Origin of the sequence: Mesorhizobium sp. M4B.F.Ca.ET.089.01.1.1 (genome assembly GCF_004022605.1) — a bacterium.
Lineage (GTDB): Bacteria > Pseudomonadota > Alphaproteobacteria > Rhizobiales > Rhizobiaceae > Mesorhizobium > Mesorhizobium abyssinicae.
On the sequence record NZ_RZOS01000090.1, the window covers coordinates 1 to 16814 of the forward strand.

The window sequence follows — 16814 nt, forward strand, 5'->3', positions numbered from 1 at the left end:
GTTTTGGCTTTTCTTTGACTAAAACCGCCGTGACAGGCAAATGTCATGCGCACAACAAAAGCGACAAGCCGTTCCGCCCGGGGAAGAAGCAGCCTTTCTGGATGCCAGATACGGAAGATGTCATAGCCGAACTCGGCAACGAGCCGCCGCTGATCGCGGATGGCCGGAGCGGCCCGCCCGATCGGCGCGAGGTATCGGCGCGCTGGCTGTCGGGCACTTTTCTCACCGGCGTGACGTCCAGCGTCCTGATGGGCGTGGCGCTGTTCGCCGCGCTCGACGGGCGCCAGCAATTGGCGACGCCACCCGAGATCGCCGAGCTCGCCCATATGGAGAACGGCGGCGATTCAGGCGAGATGGCCAAGACCACCAGGCTGGTGGCGCCGCGTCAGATCGCCAAGGCCAAGGACCGCCGGCGCATGGAAGTGTCGATGGTCACAAAGGTCGGCGACCGCGACGTCATCCACACCATGCCTTTCGTGCAGATCAAGATGGCGCTGGCCGCCGGCCACACGACCAACCGCCCCTACCCGCCCTTCGACCCGATGCAGGTGTTCAGCGACGACGGCGACGACAATGCCGGCCAGCCGGCGCCAGCGGCCGTCGCCGGCCAGATCTATGGCGCCAAGGTCGAAAGCGAGATGTCGCTGAAGACCGTCGATTTCCCGATCGAGACGGCGTCCTTCGACGAGAAGAGCGACCTGTCCGCCGACGAGGTGGAAAAGGTGGTGCGCGAGGCCGGCACCGATCTCAGCGACGGCGCCATCCAGGTCGCCTCCTTGCACTATGTCGATCCGCAGCGGTTCGGCGATGCCTTCGCCGAAAGCATGGCCGGCTCCTACGACGTGAAGATCGTGCCCGAGAATGTCTCGGTGTCGCCGCGCGTCGAGGCGGACGATCAGACGCCGGCCTTCGCCGAGGAAATCATCCCCTTCACCAAGGACACCGACATAGCCGAGGCCTTTGCTGATTCGGGCTATACCGGCGGCGACGCCACCGGCATGGCCGAGGCGATCGGCAAGCTTTTGAACGCCCCGGCGCTGAAGGCGGGAACCGTGCTGCGCGTCGGGCTCGAAATCCACGGCGACGCCGCCAAGGTGGTGCGCACCAGCGTCTATGACCGGACCCAGCACATCGTCACCATCGCGCTCGACGATCGCGGCCAGTACGTGCCGGCGCAGGAGCCCGAGCCCAATCCCGAGCTGCTGACCGCATTCGACGATTCGCCGCCGGTGATCGTGCGCGGCAACCTGCCCAACATCTATGACGGCATCTACCGCGCCGCCTATTCCTACGGCATGTCGAAGAAGCTGACCCAGCAACTGGTCAAGCTGCTCGCCTCGGATGTCGACTTCCAGTCGCGGCTCAGCCCCTCGGACAGGATCGACGTGCTGTTCTCGCAGCCGGACGGCGACGACCAGGCCTCCGACGAATCCGAATTGCTCTATGTCTCGGCGACCTTCGGCGGACAGCTGCGCAACTTCTATCGCTTCCAGATGCAGGACGGCAGCACCGACTATTTCGACGAGAACGGCTCCAGCGCCCAGCAGTTCCTGCTGCGCAATCCGCTGCCGGCGGGAAAATTCCGCTCCGGCTTCGGCGCCCGCCGGCATCCGATCCTCGGCTATGTCCGCATGCACACCGGCGTCGACTGGGCCGCCCCGATCGGCACGCCGATCATCGCCGCCGGCAACGGCACCATCGAGAAGGCCGGCTGGGCCGGCGGCTATGGCAAGCAGATCATCATCCGCCACGCCAACGGCTACGAGACCTCCTACAATCACCAGACCGCCTTTGCCAAAGGCATCGAGCCAGGCGTCCATGTCCGCCAGGGCCAGGTCATCGGCTATCTCGGCCAAACCGGCCTCGCCACCGGCCCGCATCTTCACTACGAGCTGATCGTCAACGGCACCAAGGTCGATCCGATGCGCGTTCGCCTGCCGGTCGGCAAGGTGCTGAAAGGCGACGACCTGGTTGCCTTCAAGCGCGAGCGCGAGCGTATCGACGACCTGCTCAAGCAGGAAGACAACAATCCGCTCAAGGTCGCCAGCGCCAAGGTCGAAGGATAGGTTGGCGAGCGAATCGCCTGTCGCCTACGACGAATCAGTTTCGTGGCGAATCAGCCTGTGGATCATCCGGTCGGCCTGGCCACGGCAGCGCCTGGCCGGAAACGGTCATCCAGGCGATGACGGCCGCAAGTAGGCAGAGCAGCGTGGTGACGGCGGCGACGGCCGCGAAGGCCGCGTCGCTGGCGGCGAGCCTTGCGGCTTCGAGATCCGATGCAAGCCCTGCCGGCGCCTGTTGTCCGAAACCCGGAATGCCGGGCGCAGCGCCGGTGTTCAGTGCGTAGACCCAGGCCGCGAGCGAACCCATCGCCGCAACCGCGATCAGGCCGCCGATGCGCGAGACCGCATTGTTTATGCCAGAGGCGGCGCCGGTGTCCTTGTCCTCGACCGCCGTCATGATCGCGGTCGACAGCGGCGACACGACCAGCGCCATGCCGAGCCCCATCAGCGCCATCAATGGAAAGGTCCCGGTCCAGAAATTATGGATGCCGGCATGGGTGAGCAGCGCCAGCCCGGCAAAGGCAAAGGCAACGAGCAGGCTGCCGGCGGCGATCGGGAATCTCGGCCCGATCTTGTCCGACCACTGGCCGACAGGTCCCGACAGCAGCGCGATCGATGCCGACAGTGGCACGAAAATGAAGCCGACCTCGGCCGTGCTCAGCCCCCAGCCGGCAATCAGCAGCATCGGCAGGTAGAACAGATTGGCCGATAGCGCGAAATAGAGAAAGAACGTCGCGAGATTGGCGCCGGCGAAGGCGCCGATCCGAAACAGCGACAGGTCGATCATCGGCTCGCGATGCTGGCGCTCGAAGAAAACGAACACGACAAGCAGCACCAGGCCGGCTGCGATGCTCGGCCAGGACATTTGGCCGCCGCCCTCGGCGCTCATCGAGGTCAGGCCGTAGGCCAGCAATCCGAACGCCAGCGTGGCGAGTCCGGCGCCGCCGAGGTCGAGGCTGCGCTTTTCCGTGGCGTCATCGGCCGGCACCTTGGCCAGGAGAAGATAGATCGAGATGAGGCCCAGCGGCAGGTTGATGGCGAAGATTGCTCGCCAGATGCCATTGCCGAAGGTGGACAGGACGAGGCCGCCCAGAACCGGACCGAGCGCGGTCGTCAGCGCCGAGGCCGCGGCCCAGACGCCGATCGCACGGCCGCGCTCCTTCTTCGGATAGGCCTTGGCGATGATGGCGAGGCTGCCCGGCACCATGATGGCGGCGCCGATCCCCTGGATGGCGCGGAAGCCGATCAGCACGCCGGCATTGGGCGCCAGCGCGCAGGCCAGCGAAGCGGCGATGAACAGCGCAATGCCGGTCACGAATGCGCGCCTGAGCCCGAACCGGTCGCCGGCGGCACCGCCCGCCAGGATCAGCGCCGATAGCGTCAGCGCATAGGCGTTGGAAATCCATTGCACCTCGGCCAGGCTGGCGCCGAGATTTTCCCGCAGCGCCGGCATCGCGATGGCCAGGACCGAGCCGTCGATGAAGCCGAGCGCGGATGCCAGGATCGCCGCGATCAGCACGAACTTGCGCTGCGCCTGCGGGCAGAACGTGCCGTTCGCACGCTGCGCGGTCGAAAGCGAATCGGCGATGTTTTCGTCCGAAGCTGACATGACAGCCTGCTTAGCTCTGCGGTGAGGTCGCGGCAACAAGCCACAAGATTGCTGTTCTTGAAACCAGATTGCGTCGGCAGGACGGCCAGGAGGGCCGGCACTTATGATGCAAACGAAGCGTCGCGTGCTAGGTTCCGACCCGCCAACCGAACCAGCGCCAAAAGGGGAAACCATGAAGCGACCGCTCGAACCATCGGCAGAAGGACGCGGGCGCATCGTTGGCATAACCGACGGCGTCTTCGCCATCGCGCTGACCTTGATCGTGCTGGAAATCAGGGTGCCGCCGCATGAAGCGGTGCATTCGGAAATCGAACTGCTTGCCGCGATTGCGGCACTCGCCCCGCGCTTCCTGACCTATGCGCTGAGCTTCCTGACCCTGACCATCTTCTGGTTCGGCCAGCAGGCGCAGCATGGCCTGATCGCAAGATCGGACCGGCGGCTGGCAACGCTCAATCTCTGCTTTCTGGCCTTCATCGCGCTGCTGCCGTTCTCCACCGACCTGCTGGCCGATTTCCTCGAATTCCGGGTCGCGGTGCTCCTCTACTGGCTGAATCTTCTGATGCTTGGCGTGACGCTTTTCGCCAGCTGGTGGTACGCGCAAAAGAATGGCTTGATCGCCGAGGAGGTCGACGCGGACACGACCCGCACTGTCTATCAGCGCATCATCAAGGCGCAGATCCTGTGGGCGGTCGGCGCGGCACTTTGCCTGTTCAGCCCGCTGCTCAGTATCGCGTTCATCCTGCTGGCGCAGCTGGTGTATGCCGCCGCGCCGCGCGCCTCACTGCTGCGTAAATTCATCGGTTGAGGTCCCGCCGACATCGATGATCGTGGGTCCGCCGACGAACTCCACGGTGACGCCCGGTGACACCAGCTTGGCAAGTTCCCGCGCATCCCAGTTGGTCAGGCGCACGCAGCCATGGCTTTCGGTCTTGCCGATCTTGGACGGGTCGGGCGTGCCGTGGATGCCGTAGGTCGGCTTGTCCAGCGCAATCCACACCGAGCCGACAGGCCCGTTCGGCCCCGGCGGAATGGTCAGGATCTTGTCGTTCTGGCCCTGCTTGAAATTGATGCTCGGGTTGTAGGTGTAGTTCGGGTCGAGCGCGATACGCGACACGGTGTGGATGCCCGACGGCGATGGCGTGTCGGACGAGCCGATGGTGGCCGGATAGGCGGCGACCAGCTTGCCCGCAGCATCATAGGCGAAGACTTCCTTCTTGCCCTTGTCGGCCACGATACGGGCGACCGGCGTCGACACCAGCCTGCCGAAATTGGCAACCTTGATGATCGTGCCGGGGCGGTTGAAATCGAGGCCCTGATTGATCGACTTCAGATAGTTCTCGTCCATATGGAAACGCTCGGCCAGCGCTTCGGTGACGGAGGTGTAGCCCATGCGGTCGAGCTGCGCCTTCTGGCTGTAGTCTTCCGGGATCGACGCGACGTAGGGGCCGGCCGCGTCCTCGGGCGTGATGGTGTAGGAGGCGAACGCATCGCCGCCCGACTGCGCCAGCGCCGACTGAATGCCGACGGCGTCGGTCGAGCGCAGATTGCTGCCGGTGATCTCGTTGTAGGCGGCCAGCGCCTTGTCGACATTGGAGCCGAATCGCCCGTCGATCACGCCCGGCGACGCGCCGGCGCGATCGAGCAGCACCTGCAGCGCCGCCACATCCTGGCGCGCGCCGAGCGACAGCGACGGGTCGACGGTGGCCTTGCCGCCGGTGTCCGGCGGCAGGGAAGCCTGCGTATCCGGATTGGCCGGCTGGTTCGGGTCGATCGACGCCTCGTTCAGCGGTTGGCGCTTGACGGTATTCGGCTTCGGCGCCTCCGGGTAGGTGGCGGTGTTGCCTTCATCATCCGGCACCGGGGGAAAGGCATCCACGGAATTGTCGCCATAGGGATCGTATTCGTCGGCCGGCGGCGGAATCACCCTGCCTTCCTCGTCCAGCTGCCTGCGGCGGAAGCGGGCCATGTCTTCGGGATCGTCGAGATAGTAGCGGTCGTCATCCTCGACCGGCGCGCGGCCGAGCTCCTGCATCCGCAGCTGCCGGCGCAGCGCCCTGCGATCGAGCCTGGTGCCCGGTGGCTGGATAGCGATGACCTTGCCGGTATCTGCATCGACTATGACGCGGTTTCCCCTGGCGTCGTAATAGACGTCGATGTTGCCGTCCTGGGCGAGAAGGATGCCGCCGGGAGCGCGGGCCTCCCTTTCCGCGCCGTCGCCACTCGGCGCCGCGAACGCGCCGGAAGACACCAATCCGGCGACAACAGCCGAAAGGCAGACGATCGTGCGCAACATTGTGGCCAACTCTCCGGTCCGTAATTGCCGCCGCGCGGCATGTCCCTTTGTGGCGAGCCCTTCGCCAGCAAACCATTTACCGAGCTTAAGGTTCCAACATGAACCGGGCATGAAGATGGCGGACTGCCGGCTGCTACAGGCCCAATTCCCTGCGTGTCTGTCTCGTCAGCTTGAGGACGACCAGGCGGTGACTTTCGCCGAGATAGTCCTTCAGCGCCGCATCATCCATGCTCTGGCTTGTCTGGCGCTGGATCCATTTCATGCCGCGCGAGGCAAGATAGGGCGCGGGCCTGCAGCCTGGCTGCTCCTTCAGCACGTCATAGGCGATGTCGGAACATTTGAAGGTGACGAAGAGCTGTTTGCCCGGGGCAGCGAGGCGCAGAAGCTGTTGTAGTCGTCTAGCGTCATGCGGGCCCCGCCATTTCAAACAAGAAGAACGGCGAAGCCCATTCAGGCTCCGCCGTTCCGGTAAGGCAAGGCGGTTCAGGCCGCCGCCTCGGTCGCCACGACCGTCGGCTTCGAGCGGAAGTTCAGCCGGTCGGAACCTGCGGTGACCTTGACTGTCGAGCCGTCGAGGATCTCGCCGAGCAGGATCTTCTCAGCCAGCGGATCCTGCAGCTCCTTCTGCATCACCCGCTTCAGCGGCCGCGCGCCATAGGCCGGGTCGTAGCCTTTGGCCGCCAGCCACTCGATCGCGTCATGATCCAGCGACAGCGTGATCTTGCGGTCGGCGAGCAGGTTCTCCAGCCGCTTGAGCTGGATCTCGACGATGCGGTCCATGTCCTGCCGGCGCAGCCGGTGGAACAGGATCACCTCGTCGACGCGGTTGAGGAACTCCGGCCGGAACGAGGTCCTCACCACGCTCATCACCTCGTCGCGCACGGCATCGACATCCTGGTCCTCGCCGAGGCCGACGAGATATTCGGCGCCGAGGTTCGAGGTCATGATGATCAGCGTGTTGCGGAAGTCGACCGTGCGGCCCTGGCCATCGGTCAGCCGGCCGTCGTCGAGCACCTGCAGCAGCACGTTGAAGACATCCGGATGCGCCTTCTCGATCTCGTCGAACAGCACGACCTGGTAGGGCCGCCGCCGCACCGCTTCGGTCAGCGTGCCGCCTTCCTCATAGCCGACATAGCCGGGAGGCGCGCCGATCAGCCGGGCGACCGAGTGCTTTTCCATGAACTCCGACATGTCGATGCGCACCAAAGCGTTTTCGTCGTCGAACAGGAAATTGGCGAGCGCCTTGGTGAGCTCGGTCTTGCCGACGCCGGTCGGGCCGAGGAACATGAACGAGCCGATCGGCCGGTTCGGATCCTGCAGGCCCGCGCGAGCGCGCCGCACCGCTTTCGACACCGCCTGCACCGCTTCGCCCTGACCGACGACCCGCTTGCCGATCTCGTCTTCCATGCGCAACAGCTTGTCGCGCTCGCCTTCCAGCATCTTGTCGACCGGAATGCCGGTCCAGCGCGACACGATATGGGCGACGTGGTCGGGCGTGACCACTTCCTCGACCATGCCGGCCTTGCCGTCCTGCGTCTCGGCCTCCTTCAGCTTCTTCTCCAGCTCCGGGATCTTGCCATAGGCAAGCTCGCCGGCGCGCTGGAACTCGCCCTTGCGCTGGGCGATGGCCAATTCGTTGCGCGCCTCGTCAAGCTGCTTCTTGAGGTCGGCGGCGAGGCCGAGCTTCTGCTTCTCGGCCTGCCATTTCGAGGTGAGCTCGGTGGACTCCTCCTCCAGCCCGGCAAGCTCCTTTTCCAGCCTGGCGAGCCGGTCCTTCGAGGCGTCGTCCTTCTCGACCTTGAGCGCTTCGCGCTCGATCTTGAGCTGCATGATGCGGCGGTCGATCTCGTCCAGCGCCTCCGGCTTCGAATCGACCTGCATTCGCAGCCGCGAGGCGGCCTCGTCGACAAGGTCGATCGCCTTGTCCGGCAGGAAGCGGTCGGCGATATAGCGGTTCGACAGCGTCGCCGCCGAGACCAGCGCCGAATCGGAGATGCGCACCTTGTGGTGCTGCTCGTACTTCTCCTTCAGTCCGCGCAGGATCGAGACCGTGTCCTCCACCGTCGGCTCGTTGACGAACACCGGCTGGAATCGGCGGGCCAGCGCCGGGTCCTTCTCGACATGCTTGCGGTACTCGTCGAGCGTGGTCGCGCCGACGCAGTGCAGCTCGCCGCGCGCCAGCGCCGGCTTCAGAAGGTTGGACGCATCCATGGCGCCGTCCGCCTTGCCGGCGCCGACCAGCGTGTGCATCTCGTCGATGAACAGGATGATGCCGCCGGCGGCGGCCGTGACCTCGTTGAGCACGGCTTTCAGCCGCTCCTCGAACTCGCCGCGATATTTGGCGCCGGCGATCAGCGCGCCCATGTCGAGCGCCATCAGTTGCTTGTCCTTTAGCGATTCCGGCACGTCGCCATTGACGATGCGCAGCGCCAGGCCCTCGGCGATCGCCGTCTTGCCGACGCCAGGCTCGCCGATCAGCACCGGATTGTTCTTGGTACGGCGCGACAGCACCTGGATGGTGCGGCGAATCTCGTCGTCGCGGCCGATGACCGGATCCAGCTTGCCGGCGCGAGCGTCGGCCGTCAGATCCCGCGCGTACTTCTTCAGCGCATCATAGCCCTGCTCGGCGCTCGCCGAATCGGCGGTGCGGCCCTTGCGGACATCGTTGATGACCTGGTTCAGCGCCTGCGCGGTGACGCCGGCCTTGGACAGGATGTCGGCGGTCTTGGCCGACTTCTCCATGGCGAGCGCCTGCAGCAGCCGTTCGACGGTGACGAAACTGTCGCCCGCCTTCTTGGCCAGGTCCTCGGCGGTCGAGAACACCTTGGCCAGAGGCTGCGCCAGGTAAAGCTGGCCGTTGCCGCCTTCCACCCTGGGCATCGCCTCGAGCGCCGCCTCGACGCCCAGCTTGACGTCGCGGGCATTGCCGCCGGCACGCTCGATCAGCGACGCGGCCAGGCCCTCGTCGTCATCGACGAGCACCTTCAGCATATGTTCGGGCGTGAATTGCTGGTGGTTGCGCGAGAGCGCCATGGTCTGGGCGGACTGGATGAAGCCGCGCACGCGCTCCGAATATTTTTCAAGATTCATATCTGTCTCCTTCCATCACCGGCCCGCTTTTCGGCACCGGATCAGATTGCGGTGACGGACCCGCTCATTCGAGCCGGATCCTGTTCACGCGAGATATGGTGAAGGGGCACAGGGCTCTCAAGGCGTCCAGGCGGCGCGGGATGCATATTATTCCAGCGCCGCGCAAAACGAAAACGGCGGAGATTTCTCTCCGCCGCTTGATGACCTGAAAACCGGACCCGTTCAGTTGTTGACGTCGGCAGCAACCGGATCGCTGGAGGCGCCGTCGGCCGGCGCCGGATTGTCCTCGGCCGGTGCGGCATTGCCTTCGACAGGGGCGGCATTCACCGCTTCGGCACCGGCATTGTCGCTGCCGGTTTCCACCTGGCTATCGGCCTGGTCGGCACCGGTTTCGTCGGCATTGCCGCGTGCACGGCGCGGACGGCGCTGGCGGCGCGAGCCGCCATTGTCGGAGGCCGCTTCGTTGCGCTCTGCCTGGGCAGCGAGAGCCGCCGGCGAAAAACTGTCGAACAAAGGTGCCTGCTCGGCCGCGACGGCCGGCTCCGCCGGGGAGGCGCTTTCCGGCTGCGCCGGCGCCTCGTTGCGGCGGTTCTGGTCGAAGCGCTGGCCGCCATTTTCGCCGCGCTGGTTATAATCACCGCGCTGGCCGTTCTGGCCGTAGCCGCCGTTCGGGGGGCGGTCGCGGTGGCGCCCGCCATTGTTGTCGCGCTGGCCATTGTCACGGCCGTCGCGCCCACCGCCATCGCGGCTGCCGTTGTCCTGGTTGAAGGCCAGTTCGCCTTCGATCACCGGCTGCGGCCCGCCGCCATGGTTGGCCTGCGCAGCCGGGGCTTCCGCGGTATTGCTGTTGCCGATGTTGTTGTCGAACTCGTCGCGATCCTCGTCCGCATCGTCGTCGAAATCGTCGCGGTTCTGCTGGACGTTCTGGATCGGCATCTGCGCCTGCGCGGCGGCAATGATGCGATTGTAGTGCTCGGCGTGCTGGAGGTAGTTCTCCGCCATCACCCGGTCGCCGGAGCTTTGCGCGTCACGGGCGAGTGCGGCGTATTTTTCGGCGATCTGCTGAGCCGATCCGCGGATCTTCACGTCCGGGCCGTTGCTCTCGTAGTTGCGCGTCAGGGGATTGGGGCCCTTGCGGTTGTTGTTGTTGCCACCGCCGCCGCCATTGTTGTTGCGACCGCGCATGCGCCTGTTCTGCTGTTGTGGCCTCATTCGACTCTCTTCAGTGTGAAATTTTCGAAAACTTTTTTACGAACGGAGGCGCTCATGCAGCCAGCCGTTTCGTTTCTTCACCGGCGTTCGCCCGCATCAATTGCGTTGGCGCCACGTGCCATCCTGTTCCGGTTACATCACTTGCCGGACGATTCCCGCACGAAGCATTGGCGTCGATTGCGCAAGAAGGCAGCTATTTCCAAGGAAAACCGAATCGCTAAGAGCACTGCCTGCTTCGTCTCATCCGGTTACTTCGACCCTAGCTGCATTCCCGGGCATTGCCAAGCCCTATTTCGCACTGCATCAGGGGTTTGCGCGTTCGAACACCAGAACCCTGTCGTTTCCGCCGAGGTCGCAGAACATACCGGACAACCGGTAGCCGGCTGCCAAGAAGATGTCCGTGACTTCGTTCCGTTGCGTGTGGCCGATCTCGACCGCAACCCTGCATTCGGCTTCCAGAAACCTTGTCGCCTCAGCGGCGATGATCCGGTAGGGACCAAGACCGTCCGCGCCGCCATCAAGGGCCAGATGCGGATCGAAATCGCGGACCTCGTCCTGCAGATTTCCTATGTCTCGACTGGGTATATAGGGAGGGTTTGCGGCAATTACATGGTACCGGCCGGAAACTTTTGCAAACCAGTCGGATTCAAGCGTTTCGAACCTGTCGGCCAGGCCCAGTTCGCAGGCATTGCGCATGGCGGTGGCAAGCGCGCCCGCGGCAATGTCGACACCAGTGGCGACAGCGCCGGGAACGGCGCTGAGCAGGGCCAGCGCGATGGCGCCGGTACCGGTGCCGAGATCGAGGATGCGGCATTCGCCAAGCCGCTCCGCTGTCGCCCTGGCGAAGGGTAGGATCGCCTCGACCAACGTCTCGGTGTCGGGCCGCGGCTCCAGCGTTTCGGGTGAAAGCCCAAGCCGCAGGCCGTAGAACTCGCGAAACCCGAGGATACGGTGAACCGGCTCGCCTGCGACGCGCCGTCGCAGGGCCACATCGATTGCCGCAATCGCGTCCTCCCGCACCGTTTGCGACGGCTCGGCGATGGCCTGGGTGCGGGTCGTTCCGGAAAAATGCTCGACCAGCAGCCAGGCATCCAGCGCCGGATCGGCCACGCCGGCGGCGGCAAGACGATGACGCGCCTCCCGCAGCAGCGGCCCGAGCGTGCCGGGCAAAATGTCAGCCATCGAGGCCGATGTCGGCGAGCAGCTTCGACTGGTGGTCGGCGATCAGCGCATCGACGACCTCGTCGAGCTCGCCCATCATCACCCGGTCGAGCTTGTAGAGGGTGAGGTTGATGCGATGGTCGGTGAGGCGCCCTTGCGGAAAGTTGTAGGTGCGGATGCGCTCCGAGCGGTCGCCCGAGCCGACCTGCGACTTGCGCGATTCCGAACGCTCCTCGTCCGCCTTGCTGCGCTCCATATCATAGAGCCGAGCGCGCAGGATCTGCATGGCCTTCGCCCGGTTCTGGTGCTGCGATTTCTCCGCCTGCACCACCATGATGCCGGTCGGCAAATGGGTGATGCGGACGGCCGAATCGGTGGTGTTGACGTGCTGGCCGCCTGAACCCGAGGCCCGCATCGTGTCGATGCGGATGTCTTCGGCGCGGATTTCGATGTCGACCTCTTCGGCCTCCGGAAGCACGGCGACGGTCGCAGCGGAGGTGTGGATGCGCCCGCTGGCCTCGGTCGCCGGCACGCGCTGCACGCGATGTACGCCGGATTCGAACTTCAGGTGCGCGAACACGCCCTTGCCCGAGACCGTAGCGATGATTTCCTTGAAACCGCCGGCATCGCCGTCGCTGGCCGACACTGTCTCGAACCGCCAGCCGCGTTCGGCGGCATAGCGCTCATACATGCGAAACAGGTCGCCGGCGAAAAGAGCGGCTTCATCGCCACCGGTGCCGGCGCGGATTTCGAGGATGGCATTCTTGTCGTCGGCGGCATCCTTGGGCAGAAGCAGGATCTGGATATCCTTCTGCAGCGCCTCGATGCGCTCCTCCACCCCTGGCAGATCCGCCTCGGCGAGCGCCCGCATCTCGGCATCGGTGCCCTTGTCGGCGAGCATCGCTTCGAGGTCGGCCTGCTCGTGCTCGGCCGAGCGCAATTCCCTGACCTTGGCCACCATGTCCTGCAACTCGGCATATTCAGATGCCATCTTCACATAGGCATCCGGCGCCGGGCCGGCCGACATCTGCGCTTCGAGCATCTCGAAACGCTTGACGACTTGATCCATGCGGTCGCGCGGCAGGTTGATCATGGCGGATTCTATAGCGGAATGGAGCGGTCGTCGGCAAAGGCCTGCAGCAGCGCCCGCATCGGCAGCCCTTGCGCCGGCGCCATCAGATTGTCGGCGAAGAAGGCCTGCAATTCGTCGAGCGGCAGTTCCGTCAGCATCGCCTTGACCGGGCCGATCGAGGCCGGCGACATCGAGATCGAGCGGAAGCCGAGGCCGATCAGCGCCATCGCCGATATCGGTTTTCCGGCGAGTTCCCCGCACAGCGTCACCGGCGTGTGGTTGCGGGCGCCGGCATCGGCGATCTGCTTCAGCACCCGCAGGAACGGCGCCGACAGCGTGTCGAAACGGTCGGACAATTGCGTGTTGCCGCGATCGACCGCCATGACGAACTGGAACAGGTCGTTGGAGCCGACCGAGACGAAGTCGACCGCCTTCATCAGCTCGTCGAGCTGGAACAGCAGCGACGGCACTTCGAGCATCGCGCCGAGCTTCAGGCTGGTCGGCAGGTGGTGGGCAAAGCGCGACAGATGCCTGACCTCGCGATCGATGATCTCGCGCGCCTGGGCGATCTCGCCGAGCTCCGTCACCATCGGCAGCATCAGCTTCAGCTCGCGGCCGCCGCACGCTTTCAGCAAGGCGCGGATCTGCGTCCTCAGCAGGCCCGGGCGGTCGAGGGTGAGCCGGATCGCCCGCCAGCCAAGCGCCGGGTTCTCCTCCTGCAGCGCGCCCTTGAAGTAGGGCAGCACCTTGTCGCCGCCGATGTCGATGGTGCGGAAGGTCACCGGCTTGCCGCGCGCCGCTTCGAGCACGTCGCGGTAGAGCCGCTCCTGCGCTTCGGCGCGCGGGAAGGTCGAGGCGACCATGAATTGCAGCTCGGTGCGGAACAGGCCGATGCCGGCCGCGCCAGACTCGGCAAGCTGCGGCAGGTCGACGGCGAGGCCGGCGTTCATCAGGAGGTCGACCGCAACACCGTCCTTGGTCACCGACGGCTTCTTGCGCAGCTCGCGATAGACCTCCTGCCGGCGGGCGCGGAAGCGCACCTTCTCGGCATAGGCGGCCTCGAGGTCGGGCTGCGGCCTGAGATGGATCGTGCCCTCTTCGCCGTCGACGATGATGGCATCGCCGTTTTCCGCCATCGAAACGGCGCCCTTCATCTGCCCGGCGACGGGAATGCCCATGGCGCGCGCCACGATGACGACGTGGCTGGTCGCCGCCCCATCCTCCAGCACCACGCCGCGCAGCTTGTCGCGCGGATAGTCGAGCAGCTCGGCGGCGCCCATCGAACGGGCGACGAGGATGGCATCCTTCGGCAGCGACGCCGCGACATCCTCCGGCCCGCGCCCCATCAGCTGGCGCAGCAGGCGGTTGGCAAGGTCGTCGAAATCGCTCATCCGCTCGCGCAGATAGGGGTCGGTCATGTGCAGCATGCGGGCGCGCATGTCGCTCTGCACCTTCTCCACCGCCGCTTCCGCCGTCAGGCCGTTGCGGATCGCTTCCTCCAGCCGGCGCACCCAGCCGCTGTCGTTGGCGAACATGCGGTAGGCCTCGAGCACCTCGCGGTGCTCGCCCTCGAAGGCGACCTCGCGGCGCTCCAGCATGTCGTCGATGGACAGCCTCAGCGAGCCGAGCGAGGCCTGCAGCCGGCGGACTTCCTCCTCGCTGTCCTCGTTGAACAGATTGGTGACGACGATGCGCGGCTCGTGCAGCACGACATGGCCGAGCCCGACGCCTTCGTTGAACGAGAGGCCGGTGAAGCTGACCGGGCGGCGCAGGTCGAGCTCCAGACCCGGGCGGGTCAGCCTGGCGAGATCGCCGGTGGCGATCATCTCGGCGATGACCATTGCCGTCGTTTCCAGAGCCTCGACTTCATCGTCGCGGTAGTGGCGCATGGTCTTGTTCTGCACCACGAGCACGCCAAGCGTCCGCCCCGCCCTGAGCACTGGCACCCCGAGGAAGGAGTTGTAGATCTCTTCGCCGGTCTCCGGCAGGTAGGCGAAGGCCGGATGCTCCTGCGCGTTGGAGAGGTTGAGCGGCCGTGCGCTGGCGGCGATGGTGCCGACGAGACCTTGGCCGAGCCGCAACTGCGCCAGGTGGACGGCGTTCGGATTGAGACCTTCGGTGGCGTAGAGCTCGAGCACCGAATCGGCGCGCAGCACATAGAGCGAGCACACCTCGGCGACCATGTTGGAGGCGATGTCGCGCACGATGCGGTCGAGCCGCTCCTGCGGCTCCAGCGGCTCCTGCATGAGCTCGCGGAGCCGCTTCAGCAGAACGCGCGGGCCACTGGCCGTATCACGCATCGCGGCTTCTTCTCCAATAGAGTCCTTGCCGGCGCAGTTTCCGCCGCGCCCGGCACTCACGCAACAACTGATTCAGTCTTGCTATTGCTTATCCAGACCGTAGACGGAATGCAAAGTGCGAACCGCCAATTCGGTATACGGACCGTCGATCAGTATCGAAATCTTGATCTCGGAAGTGGTGATGGCCCGGATATTGATCGCCTTGTCGGCCAGCGCCTTGAAGGCGGTGGCGGCGACACCCGCGTGGCTGCGCATGCCGATGCCGATGACCGACACCTTCGACATGCCGGCTTCCGACTGCACCACGTCATAGCCGACATCGGCTTTCAGGCGCTCCAGCACCGCAAGCGCCTTGTCGACGTCGCCCGACGGCACCGTGAAGGTCATGTCGGTGAACTTGCCGTCCTCGGAGATGTTCTGGACGATCATGTCGACATTGATGTTGGCTTCGGCCAGCGGCCCGAAGATGCCGGCGGCAACGCCGGGACGATCGCCGACGCGGCGCAGCGAAATCTGCGCCTCGTCCTTGGCGTAGGCAATTCCGGTGACGACCTGCTGTTCCACGATCTCTTCCTCGTCGCAAATAAGCGTTCCGGGCGGATTGAGCAAATCCCCCATTCCGGGCGCGTCGGGATCGTCGAAGGACGACCGCACGAAGGTACGCACCCTGTGCACCATGGCAAGCTCGACCGAGCGCACCTGCAGCACCTTGGCGCCGAGCGAGGCCATTTCGAGCATTTCCTCGAAGGAAATCTTGGCCAGCCGCCGCGCCTTCGGCTCGATGCGCGGATCGGTGGTGTAGACGCCGTCGACATCGGTATAGATGTCGCAGCGGTCGGCCTTGACCGCCGCCGCGATCGCCACGGCGCTGGTGTCGGAGCCGCCGCGGCCGAGCGTTGCGATGCGGTTGTCCGGGCCGATGCCCTGGAACCCGGCGATGACGGCCACCTGGCCCTCGCCGAAGCGCTTGATCAGGAAGCCGCCGTCGATGTCGAGAATGCGCGCCGCGCCATGCGCGTTGTCGGTCTTGATCGGGATCTGCCAGCCCTGCCAGGAGCGGGCATGAACGCCCATGTTCTGCAGCGTGATCGCCAGGAGACCGGCCGTGACCTGCTCGCCGGAGGCGACCACGGCGTCATATTCGCGCGCGTCGTGCATCGGCGAGGCCTCGCGCGTCCAGCCGACCAGTTCATTGGTCTTGCCGGCCATCGCCGAGACCACGACCGCGACCTCATGGCCGGCGTCGACCTCGCGTTTGACATGGCGCGCCACGTTGCGGATGCGGGCGATGTCGGCGACGGAGGTTCCGCCGAATTTCATCACGATGCGCGCCATGGAAACGAAATGCCTTTGACTGGATGCTGGGCCGTGGGGCCGAAAAACACGCCGGCCAAGGCCGGGTGCTGAATGCGCGGCCTCCTTAGCCAAATGATCAGGATTTCGCAAGCGATGGCGCGCAACAACGATTCGCGCTGAAAATATCGGGGTTGCTGACAGATTTGAGCACCAGGTCATGCGATAGATGAGCCTGGAAGCCCGACAACGAGGAGGATAGATGGCCGAGACCCTGGAAATCGTCACCTTCCGGCTGAAGCCCGGAACCGAAGCAGGCTTTGTCGCCGGCAACGGCCTGCTCAGCGACTGGCTGGCGCGGCAGCCCGGTTTCCTCAGCCGCTGCCTGGCCAGGCAGGACGACGGCGGCTGGGTCGATCTGGTGCGCTGGCAGAGCCGCGAGCAGGCGCTTGCCGCCGCCGGTCGGATCATGGCCGAGATCGGCGATTGCCAGGCGATGCGGGCCATCGATCCCGCCAGCGTCGACATGAAGCATCTGGCGGTGGCGCTCGCCGTCTGACCTTGATCCCGCTGCCGGCGGATTCCTGGCGTGCTGGGACGCCGATCCTCATTCCAGCCGCGCCGCGCTTCGCCACAGGCCTGGGTAATCGAGGACGAAACCAGCCGGTGAAACTTCCAGGATCGCGTTGTAGCCGAACATCGGCGCATCATAGCCGTAACG

At 65.3% G+C, this 16814-nt stretch carries 11 protein-coding genes and 1 pseudogene; 3 read left to right on the forward strand and 9 right to left on the reverse strand.

Going from position 1 to position 16814, the window contains the following annotated elements; genetic code table 11:
• The first annotated feature begins 101 nt into the window (after window positions 1-101).
• Window positions 102-2066 carry a M23 family metallopeptidase gene (locus EN780_RS11700; RefSeq protein WP_187331473.1) on the forward strand — a complete coding sequence of 655 codons (1965 nt, stop codon included), beginning with the start codon at window positions 102-104 and terminating at the stop codon, window positions 2064-2066.
• A 34-nt stretch (window positions 2067-2100) separates the two neighbouring features.
• Here EN780_RS11700 and EN780_RS11705 read toward each other — a convergent pair whose 3' ends face one another.
• Window positions 2101-3672 carry an MFS transporter gene (locus tag EN780_RS11705; protein ID WP_128273850.1) on the reverse strand — a complete coding sequence of 524 codons (1572 nt, stop codon included), beginning with the start codon at window positions 3670-3672 and terminating at the stop codon, window positions 2101-2103.
• Between the two features lie 172 nt (window positions 3673-3844).
• On the opposite strand from EN780_RS11705, the gene EN780_RS11710 reads away from it, so the two are divergent.
• Complete coding sequence (locus tag EN780_RS11710) at window positions 3845-4477, forward strand: TMEM175 family protein (RefSeq protein ID WP_128273852.1); 633 nt, start codon at window positions 3845-3847, stop codon at window positions 4475-4477.
• Here the strand turns inward: EN780_RS11710 and EN780_RS11715 are convergent.
• The 8 genes and pseudogenes from EN780_RS11715 to EN780_RS11750 form a co-directional block, all read right to left on the reverse strand.
• Entirely contained in the window at window positions 4451-5965 is a 1515-nt protein-coding gene (locus EN780_RS11715; RefSeq protein WP_127391299.1) for a L,D-transpeptidase family protein, read from the reverse strand. The two genes, EN780_RS11710 and EN780_RS11715, sit on opposite strands and share 27 nt — an antisense overlap.
• A gap of 133 nt (window positions 5966-6098) precedes the next feature.
• Window positions 6099-6373 (reverse strand): annotated as a pseudogene (locus tag EN780_RS40575) (MmcQ/YjbR family DNA-binding protein).
• A gap of 75 nt (window positions 6374-6448) precedes the next feature.
• Window positions 6449-9055 carry an ATP-dependent chaperone ClpB gene (gene clpB, locus EN780_RS11725; protein WP_128273854.1) on the reverse strand — a complete coding sequence of 869 codons (2607 nt, stop codon included), beginning with the start codon at window positions 9053-9055 and terminating at the stop codon, window positions 6449-6451.
• A 222-nt stretch (window positions 9056-9277) separates the two neighbouring features.
• On the reverse strand, window positions 9278-10240 hold the full coding sequence (locus tag EN780_RS11730; protein ID WP_348631253.1) for a DUF4167 domain-containing protein: 963 nt from the start codon (window positions 10238-10240) through the stop codon (window positions 9278-9280).
• 330 nt (window positions 10241-10570) lie between these two features.
• A complete protein-coding gene (gene prmC, locus EN780_RS11735; RefSeq protein ID WP_128273858.1) occupies window positions 10571-11449 on the reverse strand; it encodes a peptide chain release factor N(5)-glutamine methyltransferase in 879 nt (292 codons plus the stop codon).
• Window positions 11442-12521, reverse strand: a complete 1080-nt coding sequence (prfA, locus tag EN780_RS11740) for a peptide chain release factor 1 (RefSeq protein WP_127309168.1) — start codon at window positions 12519-12521, stop codon at window positions 11442-11444. Before prfA ends, prmC begins: the two co-directional genes overlap by 8 nt.
• A gap of 8 nt (window positions 12522-12529) precedes the next feature.
• Window positions 12530-14800: a phosphoenolpyruvate--protein phosphotransferase gene (ptsP, locus tag EN780_RS11745; protein WP_127309169.1), complete on the reverse strand. Its 2271-nt coding sequence runs from the start codon at window positions 14798-14800 to the stop codon at window positions 12530-12532.
• 81 nt (window positions 14801-14881) lie between these two features.
• Window positions 14882-16135: an aspartate kinase gene (locus EN780_RS11750; protein ID WP_127286051.1), complete on the reverse strand. Its 1254-nt coding sequence runs from the start codon at window positions 16133-16135 to the stop codon at window positions 14882-14884.
• A gap of 220 nt (window positions 16136-16355) precedes the next feature.
• On the opposite strand from EN780_RS11750, the gene EN780_RS11755 reads away from it, so the two are divergent.
• The gene (locus EN780_RS11755; RefSeq protein ID WP_127309170.1) at window positions 16356-16652 is read left to right on the forward strand and encodes a hypothetical protein; all 297 of its coding nucleotides are present in this window, start codon (window positions 16356-16358) and stop codon (window positions 16650-16652) included.
• Window positions 16653-16814 lie beyond the last annotated feature (162 nt).